Raw genomic sequence first — 19,644 nt, forward strand, 5'->3', positions numbered from 1 at the left:
CCGCACTAGGACGTGTCGTCAGTTGAGGGATTCCCATCGGGAGAAATGCGTGATTTATGGAAGGACGGCTTGCTCTGTCGAAAGCCGCATGCGGAAATCCCAAGCAGAACAAGGTGGTTGACGTTGTAGACGACGCCTCGGAGCAATGCTTGAGACTGTTGCGTGAGGTCGGTGCGGGCGGATAGGGCCTCGCCCCACCTCCGCTTCGCAACAAACATGACGGTTTCGACCTTCCAGCGCTGTCGGTAAGCGCGCTTGCTGGCAGCATCCCCTGGATCATTGAGCAGTCGGTGCATCTCCTGCCGGTATGGGGTGGTTGCGATGACCTTGGTCGAGCGCCGCTTCTTCGCTGGGATGAGGGAGTGGACGCCCAATGTCTCGCGGCAGAAGCGATGATTGGCCTCGCTGTCGTATCCGGCATCCGCGATCACCTCGTCGAAGGCCATCACCGCAGAGGCGTCAGTCGCCAGCGGGACCAGATCGGGGAAATCGCCCGCTGGTCCTGGACGAACCCGTTGCGCCAAGAGCATCTGCGGGCCCACCCACATCGCCAACGCCCACTTCAGCCATCCACGCTGGCCACGCTCGCGTTTCGCCCGCCATTCGAAATACCGTGAGGTATGGCTGAGCCAGAGCCCCGTGCTATCCAGGGCAACCTGGCACCGCTGTCCATCGCGTTTGACCCGGCGCACGGTCTCCGCCAAAGCCGACGCCACCAGTTCGGCACTGAGCCAACGGCGGGCGAACCACCAGAAGGTGGAGTGGTCGGGGACGCTCAGGAAGCCGAACAGGCGGCGAAGTTGACCTGAGATCCGCAGCAGGTCCTCCAAGCCGCGATAGTTCAGGCGGAGATGCTCTTTCACCAGCAGAGCGGCAAACAGGCTGGAAGGCCGATAGACAGGGCGGGCGTACTTACTCAGAAATACGGGGAGTGCGCGGCGCGCCACAGCATGGGCCAGCCGCGCAAAGCACAGCAGATGATTTTTCATGATACCCGGCAGATGAACATCACTTCGTCAGACCGCGAGGCTTTCGACAGAGCAAGGACGGCTAACAGAAGGGTTGACCGATGCGACTCTATGCTTTGCGCGACGCCCAGTGGGAGCGGATCCAGGATCTTCCGCCTGGACCTCCCGGCCATGTCGGCAGGACGGCGAAGGACAACCGCCTGTTCGTCGACGCCGTGCCGTACCGCTACACCGACTTCGTCTTGTACCAGGAACGCAATCTCGTCGAGCGATTCTCCAACAAGTTGAAGGTTGTCGCGCCATTGCTACTTAATGCGATAAGCTTGCCAGCACTTTTCTGGCCGCCGTTCATCTCGCATCGGTTGTCATATGGCTTAACATGACGACATGTCCTAGAGCTCGAAAGCGGCCCGACCTCGATTTTCGGTTAGCCGCACATCGCTGCTGTAATCTCCACTCTGCGCACCATTCCTGCATTTGCAGCCGACGCGCTGGCATGTCAACCATAAGAAGTTTCCACCAAGTGACATGGTGGCGATTCTCATTGGCCAGAATTTTCTTGGGCGACTTGTTCTTCACGTCCATGTCGATAGTGTGTTCGGTAAAGGCCAAATCCTGCCCCCGCAACCACCGACACTTGACGCCCTGGTTTGAAAGAGCCGGGGCGTTCGTGCGTTTGGGCCATGCCCATCTGAGCGGCGCCCTCGCAGACCGCCAGGATGCCGGCCAGTTCGCCATGCAGGCCGGCGTTCAGCCCGGCCCCGGCAGGGGAGGGCGTTAGGACGACGCGGTCGATCATAATCCGCACCATCTCCATCGCCTCGGCGCTGTCCTCGCCGCCAGCGAGGGCCGCCTCCAGTGCTTCCACCTTGCGGCGGTAGAGGTCCGACAGCTGGGGGTGCAGCAGGACCGACGGCAGGACCGCATCGGGCTCCTGGGGCGCAGCGAGCAGCTGGGCTTTGTCCGCTTCCAGGCTGGTCACGGGGTCGAGCCGATCTGCAAGGTGCTGCCGATCGCCCCATCCACTTACCGCACCCATGCCGCCCGGCGGGCCGATCCGTCCAGGGCGCCGGTCCGCTCGCGAAGCGACGCGGAGCTGAGTTTGGCTATCCGACGGGTCTGGAATGAAAACTTCCAGGTCTATGGGGTGAGGAAAGTGTGGCGGCAGTTGGGGCGGGAAGGCCTCGACGTGGCCCGCTGCACGGTGGCCCGGCTGATGTGCCAGATGGGCCTGAAGGGAGCGATGCGCGGCAAGGCGGTGCGCACCACAAGCAGTGACAAGGCGGCGCCCTGTCCGCAGAACCGGGTGAACCGCAAATTCCAGGCGCCCCGCCCGAATGCCTTGTGGGTGGCGGATTTCACGTATGTGGCCACGTGGCAGAGCTTCGTCTACGTGGCCTTCGTCATCGATACCCCTTTGCCCGTCGCATCGTCGGCTGGCGGGTGTCGCGCACAGCACACGCCAGCTTCGTCCTCGACGCCCTGGAACAGGCGCTCCACGACCGTCGGCCCGCCAAGGCCAGCAGCCTCATCCACCACTCCGAGCCCGAAGGGCCAGCGCAGCTACCGTGGGTCGCAATACCTTGCCATTCTCTACACCGATCGCCTCACCGGGGCCGGCGTCGAGCCCTCCGTGGGCAGCGTCGGCGACAGCTACGACAACGCTTTGGCCGAGACCGTCAACGGCCTCTACAAGACCGAGGTAATCCGCCGCCGGGGACCATGGCGCACCCTGGAGGCCGTCGAGTTCGCCACTCTCGAATGGGGCGACTGGTTCAACCACCGGCGCTTGCTCGAACCCATCGGCAACATTCCTCCTGCCGAAGCCGAAGCGCGCTACTATGCTAAAGTCGAGGACGTCGCCAGGGCAGCATGACTCAACACAAATGGCCTCCGGGAAACCCGGCGCGGTTCAGTCGGCTATCTCGGCGGTGAAATCGAGCGCGCTAACCAGAGTGAAGACCATCACTCTGCTTGGCAGATGCCGAAATTCCTGCCCTGGTGGCCAGCAGCTTGGCTGTCGCGACGGCGAGCTGATTCTGCGTATACGGCTTGGCAAGCCGCGGCAGGTCGGCGATGACGCCCTCCGGCAGGTCGGCGTACCCCGTCGCCAGCAACACCGGCAGGTCCGGGACCATGATACGGGCCGCCTCCGCAAGCTCAACGCCAGTCATCCCCGGCATCGCATAGTCCGTCAGCAGCAAATCGACCGCCTGGACGCTGCGCAGAAGTTCCAGGGCTTCGCTCCCCGAACTCGCTTCGATGACCGTGTGGCCAAGGTCGGCCAGCATATCGACGGTGCTCATGGCGATCAGCGCGTCATCGTCGACCACGAGGACCACGGCGGGGGATACGTCGGCCACCGTGGTCGTTGGCAATTCGGCTACCTGGGCCGGTGTTGTCGCCTTCGGCAGCCACAGCTCCACCAGCGCCCCCTGGCCTGGAACGCTCGACAGCCGGAACGCGCCACCGGACTGCACCGCCAGACCATGGACCATCGACAACCCCAGTCCGGTGCCTTTGCCGATGCCCTTGGTCGAGAAGAACGGCTCGATCGCCCGCGCCAGCGTTTCCCCATCCATCCCCGTGCCGGTGTCCCGCACGCTCAGGTGCGGATAGAAGCCCGGCGGCAGTCCCGAAGTGGCGGGGGTTGGCGCCTCGTCCACGGTCACGGTGAGCGTGCCGCCGTCGGGCATGGCATCGCGGGCATTCACGGCGAGATTCAGGATCGCCAGTTCGAGCTGGTTGGGATCGATCAGCGCCGGCGCCGTCGCAGGGGGTGCGTCGATGCGGATGACGACGCGCGGGCCGACCGAACGCTCCAACAGCGTTTTCATGCCGTCCAGCAGCCCGGCAAGGTCCACAGCCTGCGGCTGCAGATCCTGGCGACGGGCGAAAGCCAGAAGCCTTTGGGTCAGTATCGCTCCGCGTTGGGCCCCCTGCATGGCGCCATCGAACAGGCGCTCCGTCGTCGGATCGGCGGGCAGGCGTTTGCGCAGCAATTCCAGATTGCCGAGCACCGCCATCAGCAGATTGTTGAAGTCGTGTGCCACCCCGCCGGTGAGCTGGCCGAGCGTCTCCAGCTTCTGCGTCTGGCGCAGTTGCTCTTCGGCGCGTTCGCGGTCGCGGATCTCGTCGCGAAGCTGGTCCAGCGTCGCTTCCAATTCCCGGGTGCGTTCCTGCACCTTGGATTCCAGCGTCTCCGTAAGTCGCCGAAGCGCCTCCTGCGCCGCCTTCTGGTCGGTGATGTCGACGATGACGGCGAGCGCTCCGGCTGCCTTGCCGGTAGAATCCCGCACAGGCAGGCCACTGACACGGGTCCAGACCGGCTGACCGCCGGCGGGACGATGGATGAACTCGATGCCGGTGACGGTCTCGCCGCGCAGTGCACACGCTCCGGGATAGCGATCGCCTGACAGACGGTGGCCATTCGCGTCGTAGGCGATCCAACTCTCCTCACCTCCCGGCTGCCGGGAGGGAATGGCATCGTTCGGAAGAAAGCTCCGGAAGGCCGGGTTGGACACTAAGGACCGGCCGTTCCGGTCCATCAGGTTCACCCCCACCGGCAGGTGCTCGACCAGTGTTTCGAAGCGTGCCCGTTCGTCGGCGAGATCCGCCAGCAGACGCTCGCGCTCCACCAGCCTCGCCCTCGCCTCGTATTGCCGGCGCCGGCCGCGCAGACAGGTCCGCACGACGCTGATCAGGGTCGTCGGGTGGAAGGGGCGTTCCACGAAGGTGACGTTGCCGAGCAGTTCGGTCAGGCGCGCGGCCTCCGGCGTGCGCTCGGCACGGTCGCCCCGCAGCGTGAGCAGGATGACGGGAAGGTCCGACCATGGCGGCTGCGCACCGATCCAGGCGACGAGACCCTGGAGATCGGCGGTGCGCACCGCCTCCTCCGCCAGGATGAGCAGACCGGCTCCATCTCCCAGCGCCGTGCAAAGTGCCGGCAGGTCGGGACAGGCGTGCGCGGCGATCCCGACCTCGCCCAGCAAGGCCGAAGCAACGGCGGAATCCCGTCCATGCGGCGCCAGGATCAGCGCGCGCTCCGTGATGGCGGATTCGCTCAAGCCGGATCGTCCTGCATCAGAGGTCCGCCTTGGCCGATGTAGACCGGCACGCCGCGCAGCACCCCCTGGAACGCATCCAGCGGCGGCCCGACGGAGATGCCGCTGTCGTTGACCCGGTACTCGCGGATCGTGTCCTCGTGCGGGCCGGCGCGCTTCTTGATCACCGAGATCGCCCGCCGGACACGGCCCAGCGCCTCGAAATAGCGCAGCAGTACGACGGTATCGGCCAGATAGGTGACGTCGACCGGGGCCTGCATGTCACCGATCAGGCCATGCTGCGCGATGGTGAGCAAGGTCGTCACGCCCTGGCGGTTCAGGTACAGGAGCAATTCATGAAGATGCAGGACCAGAAGCTGCTCTTCCGGCATAGCCGCCTGATAGCCGTTCAGGCTGTCGATCACCACGGTGCGGATCTGGTGGTCGTCGACGCAGGCGCGGACCCGGTGGGTGAACTCGCCGGGTGCCAGTTCCGCCGCATCCACCTGCTCGATGATCAGACTACCGCTATCCCGCATGGCTTCGAGATCGAAGCCCATCGCCCTGGTCCGGGCGAACAGCAGGCCAAGCTCCTCGTCGAACACGAACAACGCCGCCCGCTCACCCCGTCCGATGGCGGCCACCGTGAACTGAAGTGCCAGCAGCGACTTTCCGGTCCCGGCCGGGCCGATGATCAGGGCGCTCGATCCGCGCTCCATGCCGCCGCCCATCAGTGTGTCGAGTTCGGCGATACCGCTGCCCAGACGCTCTCCGGCGAAGCCGGTTCGATGTTCGGCGGCGATCAGCCGGGGAAACACCTTGAAGCCGCCGGTGGTGATCGTGCAGTCGTGGTAGCCGCCGCGATAGGCCTGCCCACGGTATTTCAGCACCCGCAGACGCCGCCGCTCCGCGCCGTAGGACGGGGTCAGCATCTCCAGACGGATCACGCCGTGTGCGATGCTGTGGACCGTCTTGTCCATCGTGTCGGTGGTCAGGTCGTCGAGCAGCAGCACGGTGGCGCCATGCCGGGCGAAGTAATGCTTGAGGGCGAGGATCTGGCGCCGGTATCGCAACGAGCTTTGCGCCAGCAGCCGGATCTCCGACAGGCTGTCGAGGACGATCCGCATCGGCTTGCTGCGCCCGATCGCCTCGAACATCAGCCTGGTCGTCTCGCCGAGTTCGAGATCGGAGGAGTAGAGCAGACTTTGCTGGTGCGCCTCGTCGAGCAGGCTCTCCGGTGGAACCAGTTCGAACACCGTGATCGCCTCGCCGAGTGTCCAATTGTGAGCGGCTGCAGCGTCGCGAAGTTCACCCTCGGTTTCCGACAGGGTGATGTAAAGGCCGGTTTCACCGGCCGCCGCGCCGTCCAATAGGAACTGCAGGGCAATGGTGGTCTTGCCGGTGCCGGGGCTGCCCTCGAGCAGGAAGACACGGTCGCGGGCAAGACCGCCTGCGAGGATGTCGTCAAGACCGGTAACACCGGTGCGCGCCTTGGGCGGCAGTTCAGCGGGAGCGGGCATGGCGGGCAAGGATATCCGTCTTGAGGGTGTCGGGCAGTGAATGCGCCGGAATGCGGTCCAAGGTGTCGGCAAGAGCACGCTGCGCATGCCAAAGGTCATGCGCCTGTTGAAGGTCGAGCCAGAAATGGCCGGATATGCCGCAGAGCCGGGCCAACCGGGCAGCCATCTCCGGCGTGACGGCGGCGGTGCCCGAAAGCACGCGATGGAGCGTCTGCCGCGCAATCGCCAGTTCGCAGGCGGCCTGGGTCACCGTCAGCCGAAGCTCGGGCAACACGTGGTTGCGCAGAACGGCACCGGGATGAGGTGGAGGATCAGTGGAGAAAGATAATTCTACAGACATCGATCCTGACCGGATTACACGGTCGCCCAAATGTAACGCATCGCGTGACAGGGCGCAGCTTTCCTATCGTCATTGACCCTTTGGCATAGAGTCTACAAAGACGCACTGCCGATCTTTGTTCCAGCTGGCGCCCATTCTTTTGTTTTGACCGTCCGTGAAACCGCTGTTTGACGGCCATTCGACCTCCTCGTACGTCCAATCCAAGTTAACGTAACAATACCCCTTTAATTTTACTGTGTCATAAAGTTTGCAATTGATGGCAGCATAGGCATCGCTGGAGGGTTCTGGCGAGCCTTCTGGCGATTGCGATGCGCAGGGTGGCGATGGAGGTCGGGACGTGGCATTCAGGGTGCGGCGGCGGCCCCGCGGGGTCGGAAGCCTTCGGAAACGTCAGGCGCTTGGAGGCGCCCGGCGAGGGGTGGTCCTGAGGGGGGAATCGCCGCCCGTTCCCTGATCAGGAATCCGTAGGCGGCAATGCACAGCGTCGCGTGATGGTGGAATCCGCGCCATCCTCGGCCCTCGTAATGGCCGAGACCGAGTTCCTGCTTGAGTTCGAGGTAATCGCGTTCGATGCGCCACCGTAACTTGGCGGTTTCCACCAAGGCGTCGAGCGGCATTGTCTCCGGCAGCGTCGACAACCAGTATTTGGTCGGCTTCTCTTCGTCCTCGGGCCATTCGATCAGCAGCCACTCCTCCGGGCGACGCTCCGCCCGCTCCTCGTCGCGGTGCGCGGCGTGAACGCGAACGGCGGCGAAACGGGAGGCCAGCGGCGCGTTCGTGCCTTCCCGCCACGTTACGGAGCGCCAAGCCTCCGGCGCCAACCCTTCGGCCAGAGCCTTTACGGAGATCGGTTCATGTCCAGGGGCGCGGCGCAGGAGCTTCGGCGGCCGCCCCTTGCCGCTCCACGGCTTGGGCGGCAGTGGTTCCACACCGGGCGGCCAGACGGTCAGCGAGGACTGGACGCCGGCGACGTAAGTCAGCCCCAGCGCGGTCACGCCTTCGCGCAGGGCGGTGTCGTTGCCGTAGCCTGCGTCCATCAGGACCACGCCCGGCGGCAGACCTGCCGTCATGGCCGTGCGGATCTGGTCCAGCGCGATGGCGGGCTTGATCTGGAAGAGGACCTCGTCCGGGACGCCGGCCCGCGCCCGGCGCTCCGCATCGCCGGCCCATGTCTCCGGCAGGTAAAGCCGGAAGGCGACGGGAAGGCTGGCGTGGTCGGTTGCCAGCGACAGCGACACGGCGACCTGGCAATTGTCCTGCTTGCCGATCTGGCCGCAGTACTGGCGCGTCACGCCAACGGAATGGCGCCCCTTCTTCGGCATGCCAGTGTCGTCGATGATCCAGACGCGGATTGGGCCACGTTCCAACAGCGCCGGCAAAACCAGATCGCGCACCCCGGCCAGCACAGCCGCATCCTCCCAGGCCGCCTTGGCAACAAAATGGTGCAAGGACTGATGGGCGGCGCCGACACGTCCCGGCTCCACCCGCGCCGCCATCGGCTCGACGCTCTTGCGGTCGCCTGGAAGGATCAATCCGGTGCAATAGGCACGAAACGGCGCCGCGCGATCAGCGTGACCCAAAGCCGGCGCCAGGCGCTCGACATACGCCGCGAACCGTGATTCGATGCCGTCTGCCGTGCCAAGGGGAGCCATACCGCCTCTCTGAACGAAGCATGGGTCCCCTTATTACAACGAACCTCTGGCCCATTCCAGATTTTATGACACAGTAGAATTAGGGAATGGAGGGAAAATGCGGATCAGCTGTTCGCGGCGGCGGAGCGGGCGACCTCGGCCGCGCTGATACCTTCCAGCGCCAGGCCGTAGCCGGCGCCCTCGTCAACGATCCGGCGCAGCTTCTGCGTCAATGCGATGCGCGTGTAGCGGCTGGTGAGCGGCGGCAGGGCGGCCAGCCCTTCGGCGATCTCATGCGCCCGGGCGAGCAGTTGGCCGGAGGGTACGATCTCGTTGACGGCACCCCAATCCTTGGCGGTTTGGGCGTCGAGAACTTGCCGGGTCAGGATGAAATGCCGGCCGCGGATGCTGCCGATCACCTCCAGCCAGAGCAGGTTGACGTCGTCGCCGGGGACGATGCCGAAGTCGAAATGCGGCTTGTCCTGGAAGACCGTTTCCGGCGTCGCCAGCACGATGTCCGCGAGCAGCGCGTATTCGGAATGGAGCAGAACCGGCCCGTTGAGGGCGGCGATCACCGGCACCTCGATGTCGAGGATGTTCATCAGCACTTTCTTGCCTTCGCGGAAGATCTTGTCGTAACCGCGCGGACTGAAGAAATCGAAGCCCTCGGGGCTAATGGCGTCCATGAAAGCGTCGCCCGATCCGGTGAGGATCACCACGCGGTTGTCCGGATCCGATCCGATCTGATGAAACAGGTCGACGAACTGCTCATGGGTGTGGCCGTTGAAGACGAGCTTGCCGCCGTCCGTGTGCAGCTTCACCTCGAGAACGCCGCTGTCCGAAGCGGACTTGCGGGGACGTCATTCCCGCCAGGATCATTCCCAGCAGGCATAGGCATTAGTCGTGCGGCCCGCCTATGCGCCGCTTCTGGAATGGGTCAGGGTCCGTCCCGTCGAACGTAGCCGACAGAACAAGGAACCGCCACCATGCCCCAGTTCACCAGCTACACCCTTGACACCGCCCCGGATGCCGCAAAGCCGATTTTCAAGGGCGTGAAGACCGCTTTCGGCTTCGTGCCCAACCTGCAGTCCTATATGGCGGAATCGTCGGAACTGCTGGCCGGCTACGCGGCGCTGTGGGACCTGTTCTCCAAGACCACGCTCACCGCGCATGAGCAGCAGGTCGTCTATCTGACCGCCAATTTCGAGAACGAGTGCCACTACTGCATGGCCGGTCATACCACGCTCGCCCGGATGCAGAAGATGGGTGAGGAGGTGATCGCCGCGCTGCGCGCCGGCAGCGAACTGCCCGATGCCCGGCTGGAGGCGCTGCACCGCTTCGCCACGCTGGTGGTGCGCAATCGCGGCTGGGTCGACGACGCGGAGGTCGATGCCTTCCTGGCGGCCGGCTTCACCCGCCGCAACGTCCTGGAGGTGGTGCTCGGCGTCGCCACCAAGGTGATGAGTAACTACACCAACCACATCACCCACACGCTGCTCGACGCCTTCATGAAGGGCAATGAGTGGAGTAAGTCCGCCGTCGCCTGACGCAAGGCGAAGCGCTGTTCTTGCCACCCATCCGACAGGTCCAGTCACTGAACCGATCCACACGGAGCTGACATGATTCTCTCTGGAAAACGCGCGCTGATCACCGGCGGCTCCAGCGGCATCGGCTTTGCCTCTGCCCGGGCGCTCGGGGAGAAGGGGGTGGCCCTTGCCATCACCGGTCGGCGCCCTGACCCGCTGGCTGCTGCGGTCGAGACCTTGCAGAAGGCCGAAGTATCGGTGACCGGCATTGTGGCCGATGTCGCTACCGCAGGCGGCCGTCAGCAGACGCTCGACCACGCGCTCGGCGCACTGGGCGGGCTCGACATCTTGGTCAACAACGCCGGCGGCGTCCGCGCCGGACGGCTGGAGCAGGTCACGGAGGAGGATATCCTCGCGATGATCACCGTCGACCTGACTGCCCCCATCCTGCTGACACGGGCCGCTCTTCCAGCGCTACGCATCAGCGGCGAGGGGATGGTGGTGAATATTTCGTCGGGCCTGGGGCTCGTCGGCGCGCCATTCTACGCCACTTACGCCGGCGCCAAGGCCGGCCTGGCACGGTTCGGCGAAGCCTTGCGCCGTGAACTGAAAGGGGAGGGTGTCCATGTGCTGACCGTCTATCCCGGGGCCACGGACACACCGATGATGGCGTCGAACACTGCTGGTCCGGAGTTGGGCTTCACTCGCGAGAGCGCCGAGGCCGTGGCCGCGGCCATCGTGGCGGGGATCGAAGCGGAGGCGCTGGAGGTGATCCGTGGTGGCGAAACACGTGCGGCGATGATCGCGCTCAACCGGGACGATCCGCTGGCCATTGATGCACGGTTCCACGATCTCAAGGCTCGCCTTGAGGTGGCGGTCAAGGAGCATGCCGCCTTGTAAGCAAGGATCGGCAGCGGGAGGTGGCGATCAATCCGCTTCCGGCTAATCCTTCGTGAGAGCCTCTCCGCCACGTCTATGGGCGTTGGCTTTACGGTGGCGCACTGAGGCCTTTCACTTCAGGCCCCACTGCCGCATTGTCTCATGGCTGACGAGGATGCCGCGCTGCTAGCATCTCCTCGACCATCCGCAGGCTGAGCGGAAAGCGGAAGTACAGTCAGACCGCCGTCGCGATGACCTCGGCGGGGTAGCGGCAACCAGCATTGCAGCAGGCGGCGGGTGTCGTCATGCCGCTCCATATCCCCCCTTCGACCGTTCTGGTAACCCGTCCAACACCAACTTGACGGTGCCGTTGCCGGATCTGCTGCCGGCCATGTATGCCAAGCTGACCGGGTGAGATCCCCGAAGGCCACCACCCATTTACCGGCTGTCCATTTACCGGCCATTCAGCGCCCGCACCGCCATCGCGGCGGCGGCGGCCCGGTTCTCGACGCCGAGCTTCGCGTAGATCTGCTCCAGATGCTTGTCGACCGTGCGTGGACTGAGACCGAGGATTTCGGCGATGTCGCGGTTCGGCTTGCCGTTGGCGACCCACATCAGCACCTCCGCCTCGCGCGGGGTCAGGGACAGCTTGTCCTTCAGCAGCCTGTCTTCGCCGGCACCGGATTCCTCGGCCAGCTGCAGCAGGATCTCGTCGGGGCCGGTCTGGCCGACCGGGCTGAGGCGCAGGCGGCGGCCGTCGGCAAGGGTGGCGATCACCACGCTGTCGGGCTTGCGCCCGGCGCCGCCGGCCTGACGGTCGGCCAGCCAGCGGCGCGCCTCCTCCGGCAGCGAGACGCCGGTGGCGTGGCCGTCGGCGGAGGAGGTGCCGAAGGCGGCCTCCAGCATGCGGGTGGTCTGCGGCGTGCACCACAACAGCTCGCCCCGGTGGTTGGCGGCCAGCAGGGTGCGGCCGGTGACGTCCAGCGCCGCCCGCGTGCTCTGGGCGACACGGGCGTTGGCGAGATGGGCGTACATGCGGGCGATCAGCGTTTCGGCGACGATCGGCTTGGTGACGTAATCGACCCCGCCGGCGGCGAAGCCCTTCAGGATATGCTCCGTCTCGGTGAGTCCGGTCATGAAGATGACGGGGACATGGGCGACCTGGCTGCTGCGCTTCAGCTGGCGGCAGGTCTCGAAACCGTCCAGCCCCGGCATGATCGCGTCCATCAGGATCACGTCGGGGGTCACCTGCTCCAGCAGGGCCAGCGCCTTGCGGCCGTCCAGCGCCACCAGCACGGTCACCCCGGCCTCCTCCAGCGCGTCGGTCAGGAAGCTGAGGGCTTCGGGCGAATCGTCGACGACGAGGACGACGTCACGCGGTCTGGTTACGGATTTCATCGTCATGGCTGGCATCGTCATGGCTGTCATCGCGGTACACCGCCTCCAGCGCGGCCATATACTGGTTCAGGTCGTAATTGCTGACGAGCGTCCGCATGCGGCCGACGAAGCGCTCCAGCTCCGGATGGGCGGCGGCGATCTCGGCCAGCTTGGCCTGCATGCCGCGGACATAGCCGATGCGGCCCAGATGGATCAGTTCGGCGATGTGGTGCTGCGGCGGCAGTTCGGACGCGGCGAAATCCGCGGGGCCGTCGTCCGCGCCGGCCGGCGCGTCATACTCCCAGTCGATGCCGCGCAGCCGGCCGATGCAGGCGAGCAGCTTGGGAATGGAGACCGGCTTGGCGACGAAGCCGTCATGCGGCTGGCCCCCGTCTGCGCGGGCGTCGGCGCCGGTCCCGGCCCCCTCGCCTGTGGCGGGGCGGTCCTCCCGCGTGTCGGCCGACACCAGGACGATGGTGGTGTCGCCATGGCCGGAGGCACGCAGGCGCCTCGCCACCTCCAGCCCGTTCATGCCGGGCATCGAGATGTCGAGCAACACGATGTCCGGCCGGTGCAGCTCCGCCATGGCGAGGCAGGTCGGGCCATCGGTCGCCTTGAAGACGGTGAAGCCAAGCTCGGCCAGCAGATCGGCCAGCAGGTTGCGGTGGGCGAGGTCGTCGTCGGTGACCAGCACGGTCACGCGCGGCCCGCGATAGCCGCGGATCGGAAGATCGGGCTGGGACGAGGCGGTCGACAGCATCGCCGCCGACATCATCAGCCGCACCCGGAACAGGCTGCCGGCGCCGGGCGTGCTGGTCACGGTGATCTCGCCGCCCATCACCTGGGTCAGCAGCTTGGTGATGGTCAGGCCGAGCCCCATGCCGGGCACCATCGGGTTGGCGGCCGAGCCGCGCTCGAAGGGCTGGAAGATGCGCTCCAGATCGGCCGCGGCGATGCCGGGACCGGTGTCCTCGACCTCGAACTCGGCGATCTGGCTGCGGTGGCGCACGCGCAGGCAGACGGCGCCGCTGTCGGTGAACTTGATGGCGTTGGACAGCAGGTTGATCAGGATCTGGCGGATGCGGCCCTCGTCGGTGAAGACCACCGGCGGCAGATCCTCCGGCGCCTCGAAGCGGAAGGCGATGCCCTTGGCCTCCGCCTGGAACTGGAACATGCCGACGAGCTGGTCGAGCAGGTCGCCGAAGCGCACCTCCGCCCGGTTCAGCTGCAACCGGCCGCTCTCGATCTTCGACACATCCAGCAGCCCGTCGAGCAGTCCGGACAGATGCTCGGCGCTGCGGCGGATGACTCGCACCGCATCCACCCGGTGCGGTGGCATGGCCGGATCGCGCTCCAGCATCTGCGAATAGCCGAAGATGGCGCTGAGCGGCGTGCGGAACTCGTGGCCGATGCCGACCAGATAGCGGCTCTTGGCCAGGTTCGCCGCTTCCGCCGCCTCCTTCGCCTTCTGAAGCTGGGCGTCGGTGCGCTCATGCGCCTCGATCTCCCGCATCAGCAGGTCGGTCTGCCTGTGCGTCTCCTCCTGCGCCACCTTGCGGCTTTCCCGCGCCAGCACGAACAGCCAGGTGGCGACGCCGGCGACGATCATCAGGATGAAGAAGACCTTCCACAGCGTGCTGCGGATCAGCGCCTGCGCCTCGGCGTTGACCGACGCGACCTCGACATAGACCAGCGACAGCACGGCGCCGATGGCGAGCGCCAGCATCAGCAGGACGCCGAGATAATGGCCGAGCCGGGCCTTCAGCGCGGTCGCGGCCCGTGGCGGCAGGATGGCGTCGAGCGCGTGGCGCAGCTGCACGCCCAGCCGCGCGTCCTTCTTGCAGCCGTCGCCGCAGCGGGCGTCCAGCGAACAGCAGAGCGAGCAGATCGCCCCGGCATAGACCGGGCAGAAGGCCATGTCGTCGGGCTCGAAGGCGTGCTGGCAGATGCGGCAGCGGATCGCCTCCTCGCCGTTCCAGTCCTCGAAAGGGCGGCGGGCGATGTAGTAGCGGCCGCGGGTCGCCCAGGCGATGGCAGGGGCGGCGAGGAAGGCGGCGGCGAAGGCGAGGAAGGGGGCGCAGACCTTCAGCGTCGTCCCCAGCCCGCCCAGGAAGGCCAGCATCGACAGCACCGTCGCCAGCAGCATGGCGCCGACGCCGACCGGGTTGATGTCGTAGAGATGGGCGCGCTTGAACTCGACATGGCGCGGGCTGAGGCCGAGCGGCTTGTTCACCACCAGATCGGCGACCAGCGCGCCGATCCAGGAGGCGGCGACGCTGGAATAGAGCCCGAGCACCGGCTCCAGCGTTTTGTAGATGCCCAGCTCCATCAGCATCAGGCCGATGACGACGTTGAACACCACCCACACCACCCGGCCGGGGTGGCTGTGGGTCAGGCGCGAGAAGAAGTTCGACCAGGCGATGGAGCCGGCATAGGTGTTGGTGACGTTGATCTTCAGCTGCGACAGCACGACGAACAGGCCGGTGAGGCCCAGCGCCAGCTGCGGCGACGGCGTCACATACTGGAAGGCGACGAGGTACATCCGCGTCGGCTCCGCCGCCAGCTCCAGCGGCACGGCGTTCTGCAACGCCAGCACCACCAGGAAGGAGCCCAGCAGAAGCTTGATCGTGCCGATGACGATCCAGCCCGGCCCGGCCGCCACCAGCGCTGTCCACCAATACAGTTTCTTGCGGCCTTTCGCGTCGGGGTCGTAGGGCAGGAAGCGGATGAAGTCGACCTGCTCGCCGATCTGCGCCAGCAGCGAGAACACCACCGACGCCGCGGCGCCGAACAGCATCGGGTCGAAGCCGCCGCCCGCATCCGGCGCCCGGCCGGGAAAGCGGGTCCAGGCGGCGAAGGCCTCGCCGTCCTGGATGGCGATGAACAGGAAGGGCAGGGCGTGCAGCGCCAGCCATAGCGGCTGGGTCCAGAGCTGGAGGCGGCTGATGACGGTGAAGCCGTAGGCGACCAGCGGGATCACCAGCAGCGAGCTGACGACGTAACCGACGGCCAGCGGCAGGCCGAACGCCATCTCCAGCGCCGTCGCCATGATCGCCGCCTCGATGGCGAAGAAGATGAAGGTGAAGGAGGCGTAGATCAGCGACGTGATGGTGGAGCCGATATAGCCGAAGCCGGCGCCGCGGGTCAGCAGATCCATGTCCACGCCATAGCGGCTGGCGTAATAGCTGATGGGCAGCGCGCTGGCGAAGATCAGGGCGGCGGCGGTCAGGATGGCGAGGAGCGCGTTGGTGAAGCCGTAATTCAGCGTGACCGCCCCGCCGATGGCCTCCAGCGCCAGGAAGGAGATCGAGCCGAGCGCGGTGTTGGCGACGCGCAGCGGAGACCAGCGCCGCGCCTTCCGCGCGGTGAAGCGCAGCGCGTAATCCTCCAGCGTCTGGTTGGCGACCCACCTGTTGTAGGTCCGCCGGACCGCGATCACCCTCTGGCGCCCCGCCATCGGCCCCATTCGCCCTCCCTGAAATCAGTTCGCGGTGCAGATTGTTTAAGATTTCCCCTTGTTCGCCGGTCTCATAGTAAAATCGGCTGTTCCGCCAGTCTGTCAGAAATAAAGACACCGAACAACAAGGCCCGAGGACCGGTATAATCTGAGAGAGGACACGGAGGCGTCACTCGCTTTTGGGTGGTTGCGAGCGCCGGATCGAATTCGGACTGCCGCGATTTTATAACGATTTGCCGCCCGCCACCCCTATACGCAAATCCACGTATTGCTGCACCGCACCGTTCGGCCAACCATCGGGGCGTCCTGTCGCGGATGGTTCCGCCAACTCCCCCGAAAAAAATGCCTTTCAAAACAGCCGTCCCCCGGTTGCGGACGGTCTTTGCAGGGCGACAACGGCCAACATCAGGAGGTTTCATGTCCTCGGACAAGATCAATGCGGACAAGCTCACCGGCGGCGCGCACTCGCCGCTCCGCCGCAAGCTCCTCCTTGGCATGGCGGCGCTGCCGGCCATCGGCCTGCTGCCGCGCGGCGCGCTGGCCCAGGGGCTGCCGACCGACGCCGTCAACACGACGAAGCTGGCCGTCACCGACAGCACGGTGAAGGTCGGCATCCTGCATTCCACCACCGGCACCATGGCGATCTCGGAGACAGGGTCGGTGCAGGCCGAGAAGCTGGCCATCGCCCAGATCAACGAGATGGGCGGCGTGCTGGGCCGCAAGATCGAGGTGATCCAGGAGGACGGCGCCAGCGACTGGCCGACCTTCGCCGAAAAGGCGCGCAAGCTGCTGGTCGAGGACAAGGTGGCGGCGGTGTTCGGCTGCTGGACCTCCGCCTCGCGCAAGGCGGTGCTGCCGGTGTTCGAGCAGTATAACGGCATGCTCTACTACCCGACCTTCTACGAAGGGCTGGAGCAGTCGAAGAACGTCATCTACACCGGGCAGGAAGCCACCCAGCAGATCCTGGCCGGGTTGGACTGGGTGACGAAGGAGAAGGGAGCGAAGAGCTTCTTCCTGATCGGCTCAGACTACATCTGGCCGCGCACCTCCAACAAGATTGCCCGCAAGCACATCGAGATGCACGGGCAGAAGGTGGTCGGCGAGGAGTATTTCCCGCTCGGCCACACCCAGTTCAATTCGGTCATCAACAAGATCAAGCTGACCAAGCCGGACGTGATCTACGCCTCGGTCGTCGGCGGGTCGAACGTCGCCTTCTACAAGCAGCTGAAGGCGGCCGGCATCGACCTGAACAAGCAGACGCTGATGACCATCTCCGTCACCGAGGACGAGATGCTGGGCATCGGCGGCGAGAACATCGCCGGCGCCTATGCCTGCATGAAGTATTTCCAGTCGCTGAAGAACCCCAACAACGAGAAGTTCGTCGCCGCCTTCAAGAAGATGTGGGGCGGGGAGAGCGTGATCGGCGACGTGACCCAGGCGGGCTATCTCGGCCCCTGGCTGTGGAAGCTGACGGCGGAGAAGGCCAAGAGCTTCGACATCGACAAGATCGCCGCCGCGTCGGCCGGCATCGAGTTCACCGGCGCGCCGGAAGGCTATGTCCGCGTCCACGAGAACCATCATCTGTGGAGCAAGACGCGCGTCGGCCGCGCCCGCACCGACGGCCAGTTCGACGTCGTCTTCGAGACCGCCGACCTGATCGAGCCGAACCCCTTCCCCAAGGGCTACCAGTAAGCGGCGGCGGGGCTGGACCTGCCCCCGCTCCGGTTCTCCGCCGTTGAACGGCGAAGGGACGGAGCGGGGGCCTCTCTGACGGGAGTTCCCATCATGTTCGAGGGCTACAGCCTGGCCGAGCTCGGGTCGATCTTTGCCATGCAGGGATTCGCGGGGCTCATCCTGTTTTCCGTTTTCGTGCTGATGGCGCTGGGCCTCGCCATCATCTTCGGGCAAATGGGCGTCATCAACATGGCGCACGGGGAGTTCATGATCCTCGGCGCCTATGTGACCTATCTCTGCTCCACCTTCATCTCCAGCACCGCGCCGGCGCTGTTCCCGGCCTATTTCTTCATCGCCATGGCGCTGGCCTTCCTCGCCAGCGGGGCGCTGGGGATGCTGGTGGAGTGGGCGATGATCCGCTTCCTCTACCGCCGCCCGCTCGACACGCTGCTGGCGACCTGGGGGCTGAGCCTGATCCTCCAGCAGATCTTCCGCTCCGTCTTCGGCGCGCGCGAGGTCGGCGTGGTGCTGCCCGACTGGCTGATGGGCTCGGTCGCCGTCACCGACACCATCGAGGTGCCGATCAACGGCCTGTTCGTCATGGGCCTGACCATCGCCATCACAATCGTGATCTACGCCGTGATGTTCCGCTCGCGCTGGGGCCAGGGCGTGCGGGCGGTGATGCAGAACCGGGTGATGGCCGGCGCCGTCGGCATCAACACCGAGAAGGTCGACCGCTACACCTTCGGGCTCGGCTGCGGCATCGCCGGGGTGGCGGGCAGCGCCTTCACCATGGTGGGCTCCACCGGCCCGACCTCGGGCCAGCTCTACATCGTCGACACCTTCCTGGTGGTGGTGTTCGGCGGCGCCCAGAGCCTGATCGGCACCATCGCGTCGGCCTTCACCATCAGCCAGGCGCAGTCGACGATGGAGTTCTTCCTCAGCGGCTCGACCGCCAAGGTCCTGACCCTGCTGACCGTCGTCGTGATCCTGATGCTGCGCCCGCAGGGCCTGTTCGTCCTCAAAGTCCGCCGCTGAGGAGCCAATCCCATGACGCGCACCCCAAACAGTCGCTTCTTCGGCCGCCTGGACGGCGACATCGCGGGCATCCTGCTGCTGGCCGCCCTGCTGATCGTCGTCCTGCCGCTGGGGCTCGACATCTTCCGGCTGAACATGGTCGGCAAATACCTGACCTACGCCTTCGTGGCGCTCGGCCTCGTGCTGTGCTGGGGCAGCGCCGGCATCCTCTCGCTGGGGCAGGGCATCTTCTTCGGCATCGGCGGCTATTGCATGGCGATGTTCCTGAAGCTGGAAGCCTCCAGCCCGGAGGCGACCAAGATCCAGTCCACCCCCGGCATCCCCGACTTCATGGACTGGAACCAGCTGAAGGAACTGCCCTGGTTCTGGGAGCCATTCCACAGCCTGACCTTCGCGACGGTCGCGGTGGTGGCGGTTCCGGCGCTGCTGGCCTTCATCGTCGGGCTGGCGATGTTCAAGCGGCGGGTCGGCGGCGTCTATTTCGCCATCATCACCCAGGCGTTCGCCGCCATCCTGACGATCCTGATCGTCGGCCAGCAGGGCTACACCGGCGGCATCAACGGCATCACGGATCTTCGCACGCTGAAGGGCTGGGACATTCGCACCGACGAGGCGAAGCTGGTGCTGTATTTCGTCAACTCGGCGCTGCTGATCGGCTGCATCCTGCTGTGCCTCTATGTCCGCCGCTCCAAGCTGGGCCGCATCCTGGTAGCGCTGCGCGACAAGGAGGACCGGGTCCGCTTTTCCGGCTACGACGTCGCCAACTTCAAGATCTTCGTCTTCTGCTTCGCGGCGGCGCTGTCGGCGGTGGGTGGCGCGATGTTCACGCTCCAGGTCGGCTTCATGTCGCCGTCCTTCGTCGGCATCGTGCCGTCAATCGAGATGGTCATCTACTGCGCGGTCGGCGGCCGGCTGTCGCTGCTGGGTGCGGTCTACGGCACGCTGCTGGTCAACTGGGCCAAGACGATGCTGTCGGAGAGCTTCCCGGAGCTGTGGCTGTTTGCCATGGGCGCCCTGTTCATCGGGGTGGTGATGGTGTTCCCCAACGGGCTGGCCGGGCTCTACCAGCAGTTCATTGCTCCGCGGCTGCGCCGGCCGGCGGCCGGACGGGCTGATGCCCCCGCCAGTGCCGATGCCGGCGCGCAGATCATCCCGCCGCACACCGCCGCCGACTGAGGAGGGACGGATCCC

At 65.7% G+C, this 19,644-nt stretch carries 14 protein-coding genes and 3 pseudogenes; 7 read left to right on the plus strand and 10 right to left on the minus strand.

Annotated features, from left to right (window positions below; all coding sequences use genetic code 11):
• Positions 1-5: 5 nt before the first annotated feature.
• Positions 6-989 (minus strand): transposase, encoded by a 984-nt coding sequence (locus ABNQ39_RS15340; protein WP_376961324.1) that lies wholly within the window; start codon positions 987-989, stop codon positions 6-8.
• Between the two features lie 92 nt (positions 990-1,081).
• Between ABNQ39_RS15340 and ABNQ39_RS15345 the strand changes: the two are divergent.
• Positions 1,082-1,347, plus strand: a pseudogene (locus tag ABNQ39_RS15345) (hypothetical protein); the annotation flags it as partial.
• 162 nt (positions 1,348-1,509) lie between these two features.
• Here the strand turns inward: ABNQ39_RS15345 and ABNQ39_RS15350 are convergent.
• On the minus strand, positions 1,510-1,950 hold the full coding sequence (locus ABNQ39_RS15350; protein WP_376962667.1) for a hypothetical protein: 441 nt from the start codon (positions 1,948-1,950) through the stop codon (positions 1,510-1,512).
• Here ABNQ39_RS15350 and ABNQ39_RS15355 point away from each other — a divergent pair.
• A pseudogene (locus ABNQ39_RS15355) lies at positions 1,948-2,844 on the plus strand (IS3 family transposase); the annotation flags it as partial. The gene ABNQ39_RS15350 and the pseudogene ABNQ39_RS15355 sit on opposite strands and share 3 nt — an antisense overlap.
• A 70-nt stretch (positions 2,845-2,914) precedes the next feature.
• Here the strand turns inward: ABNQ39_RS15355 and ABNQ39_RS15360 are convergent.
• From ABNQ39_RS15360 to ABNQ39_RS15380, 5 genes are all read right to left on the minus strand, one after another.
• Positions 2,915-5,035: a hybrid sensor histidine kinase/response regulator gene (locus tag ABNQ39_RS15360; protein ID WP_376961326.1), complete on the minus strand. Its 2,121-nt coding sequence runs from the start codon at positions 5,033-5,035 to the stop codon at positions 2,915-2,917.
• Positions 5,032-6,531, minus strand: coding sequence for an ATPase domain-containing protein (locus tag ABNQ39_RS15365; RefSeq protein ID WP_376961328.1), 1,500 nt, complete (start codon positions 6,529-6,531; stop codon positions 5,032-5,034). The genes ABNQ39_RS15360 and ABNQ39_RS15365 overlap by 4 nt, the downstream gene beginning before the upstream one ends.
• A complete protein-coding gene (locus ABNQ39_RS15370) occupies positions 6,515-6,781 on the minus strand; it encodes a HigA family addiction module antitoxin (protein WP_376961330.1) in 267 nt (88 codons plus the stop codon). The genes ABNQ39_RS15365 and ABNQ39_RS15370 overlap by 17 nt, the downstream gene beginning before the upstream one ends.
• Positions 6,782-7,215: 434 nt before the next feature.
• A complete protein-coding gene (locus ABNQ39_RS15375; protein ID WP_376961332.1) occupies positions 7,216-8,523 on the minus strand; it encodes an IS701 family transposase in 1,308 nt (435 codons plus the stop codon).
• A 104-nt stretch (positions 8,524-8,627) separates the two neighbouring features.
• Positions 8,628-9,323 (minus strand): enoyl-CoA hydratase/isomerase family protein, encoded by a 696-nt coding sequence (locus ABNQ39_RS15380; protein WP_376961334.1) that lies wholly within the window; start codon positions 9,321-9,323, stop codon positions 8,628-8,630.
• Between the two features lie 165 nt (positions 9,324-9,488).
• Here ABNQ39_RS15380 and ABNQ39_RS15385 point away from each other — a divergent pair, with 165 nt between their 5' ends.
• Together ABNQ39_RS15385 and ABNQ39_RS15390 are read left to right on the plus strand one after the other, a co-directional pair.
• Positions 9,489-10,049 carry a carboxymuconolactone decarboxylase family protein gene (locus tag ABNQ39_RS15385; protein WP_376961336.1) on the plus strand — a complete coding sequence of 187 codons (561 nt, stop codon included), beginning with the start codon at positions 9,489-9,491 and terminating at the stop codon, positions 10,047-10,049.
• A 72-nt stretch (positions 10,050-10,121) separates the two neighbouring features.
• Complete coding sequence (locus ABNQ39_RS15390; RefSeq protein WP_376961338.1) at positions 10,122-10,928, plus strand: SDR family NAD(P)-dependent oxidoreductase; 807 nt, start codon at positions 10,122-10,124, stop codon at positions 10,926-10,928.
• 114 nt (positions 10,929-11,042) lie between these two features.
• Here ABNQ39_RS15390 and ABNQ39_RS15395 read toward each other — a convergent pair.
• The 3 genes and pseudogenes from ABNQ39_RS15395 to ABNQ39_RS15405 all read right to left on the minus strand — a co-directional run.
• Positions 11,043-11,214: pseudogene (locus tag ABNQ39_RS15395) on the minus strand (IS6 family transposase); the annotation flags it as partial.
• A 146-nt stretch (positions 11,215-11,360) separates the two neighbouring features.
• Positions 11,361-12,311: a response regulator transcription factor gene (locus ABNQ39_RS15400; RefSeq protein ID WP_376961340.1), complete on the minus strand. Its 951-nt coding sequence runs from the start codon at positions 12,309-12,311 to the stop codon at positions 11,361-11,363.
• The gene (locus tag ABNQ39_RS15405; protein ID WP_376961342.1) at positions 12,280-15,741 is read right to left on the minus strand and encodes a hybrid sensor histidine kinase/response regulator; all 3,462 of its coding nucleotides are present in this window, start codon (positions 15,739-15,741) and stop codon (positions 12,280-12,282) included. The genes ABNQ39_RS15400 and ABNQ39_RS15405 overlap by 32 nt, the downstream gene beginning before the upstream one ends.
• Positions 15,742-16,158: 417 nt before the next feature.
• Between ABNQ39_RS15405 and urtA the strand changes: the two genes are divergently transcribed.
• The 3 genes from urtA (at position 16,159) to urtC (ending at position 19,629) form a co-directional block, all read left to right on the plus strand.
• Positions 16,159-17,433: an urea ABC transporter substrate-binding protein gene (urtA, locus tag ABNQ39_RS15410; protein ID WP_376961344.1), complete on the plus strand. Its 1,275-nt coding sequence runs from the start codon at positions 16,159-16,161 to the stop codon at positions 17,431-17,433.
• A 93-nt stretch (positions 17,434-17,526) separates the two neighbouring features.
• Positions 17,527-18,453, plus strand: coding sequence for an urea ABC transporter permease subunit UrtB (urtB, locus tag ABNQ39_RS15415; RefSeq protein ID WP_376961346.1), 927 nt, complete (start codon positions 17,527-17,529; stop codon positions 18,451-18,453).
• 12 nt (positions 18,454-18,465) lie between these two features.
• Entirely contained in the window at positions 18,466-19,629 is a 1,164-nt protein-coding gene (gene urtC, locus ABNQ39_RS15420) for an urea ABC transporter permease subunit UrtC (RefSeq protein ID WP_376961348.1), read from the plus strand.
• The last annotated feature ends 15 nt before the right edge of the window (positions 19,630-19,644 follow it).

This window comes from Azospirillum sp. A26, from assembly GCF_042604635.1.
Classification (GTDB): Bacteria; Pseudomonadota; Alphaproteobacteria; order Azospirillales; family Azospirillaceae; genus Azospirillum; species Azospirillum palustre.